The sequence below is a fragment of the Caballeronia choica genome, assembly GCF_001544535.1.
Taxonomy (GTDB): Bacteria; Pseudomonadota; Gammaproteobacteria; order Burkholderiales; family Burkholderiaceae; genus Caballeronia; species Caballeronia choica.
In genome coordinates this window covers 1-1,346 of record NZ_FCON02000461.1, presented here as the reverse complement: position 1 = coordinate 1,346, position 1,346 = coordinate 1, and the positions used below count along the sequence as shown (strand labels likewise).

Genomic DNA, 1,346 nt, shown 5'->3' with positions numbered 1-1,346 from the left:
CTAGCAGCTCGTTGAAATACCTCGTCGAACGGTCATCCTGAATGAAAGGGTGAACGTTGAATCTGATGTCATTCACGAGAGCGAGATGGAACGGATGCGCGGCAGCGATAGTTTTACCGAATCGATGTTCACGGTGTTGAAGCTTGATGATTTCGTGCCGAAAGACCATCCGTTGCGTCCGATTCGTACATGGCTCAATGACTCGCTGAAGCGCATGGATAATGTGTTCGCGCGAATGTACGAGGCAGACGCGAGAGGCGGCCGACCAAGCATTGCACCGGAGAAGTTGGTTCGGGCGCTGTTGCTGCAGGTGTTGTACTCAATTCGTAGCGAACGGATGTTGATGGAACAGATTTCCTACAACATGCTGTTCCGCTGGTTCGTCGGTCTGCCGATGGACGGAACGGTGTGGGACCATTCGACGTTCAGCAAGAACCGCGACCGCTTGCTCGAACACGATGTACTGGTGTTGCTCTTTAACGAGACGGTTGAGACGGCCCGCGAGCGAGGCTATCTCTCTGGCGAGCATTTCAGCGTCGATGGCACTTTGATTCAGGCGTGGGCCGGGCATAAGAGCTTCGTGCCAAAGGCGAGTCCGAGCGACGACGATACGCCTCCAGACGAACCGCCCGCACCGAATGACAACTGGCATGGGCAAAAACGCAGTAACGAAACGCACCAATCCACGACGGATAAGCAGGCGCGCCTGTTCCGGAAAAGCAAGGGAACGGGAGCGATGCTTTGTTATATGGGTCATGTATTGACCGACAACCGACACGGTCTGGTTGTCAACGCGCAGGTGACGCTGGCGACCGGCACCGCCGAGCGAGACTGCGCGGCGCAGATGCTTGCTGATGCTGCGAGTGTCGCACCGAGCGGCATCACGGTCGGCGCGGATAAGAACTATGACACCGCCGGCTTCGTAGCCAGTTGTCGCTCGAATCGCGTCACGCCCCATGTGGCGCAAAACGAAGGGCGCTCAGGAGGCTCAGCGATTGATGAGCGAACTACACGTTGGCCGGGCTACGCGGTGAGCCAGCAAAAACGTAAACGGATTGAACAGGTGTTTGGATGGGGCAAGACGGTCGGGCGAATTCGACAAGCGATGTGTCGGGGACTTGAACGCGTAGACCAGCTCTTCGTGCTGACCCAGGTTGGCTACAACCTGACGCGTATGCGAACACTTGCCGCTTGAGAGGCAGGAAGCATCGATAGGTTCGGTTTTGTGAACTCACGAGCAGCCTCGAACGCTCACAAAGGTTTTTGTACGTTTCAGAAATGCGAGTTCAGCATCCGTCGCAACGCGCCTTAGCGCGCCAACGACGGATATTTCAACGGCCTGCTAG

1 protein-coding gene is annotated in these 1,346 nt (G+C 56.5%); it reads left to right on the top strand.

Features of this window, described 5'->3' with window-relative positions; genetic code table 11:
- The first annotated feature begins 94 nt into the window (after positions 1 to 94).
- Positions 95 to 1,195 (top strand): IS5 family transposase, encoded by a 1,101-nt coding sequence (locus tag AWB68_RS44990; protein ID WP_087650463.1) that lies wholly within the window; start codon positions 95 to 97, stop codon positions 1,193 to 1,195.
- Positions 1,196 to 1,346 lie beyond the last annotated feature (151 nt).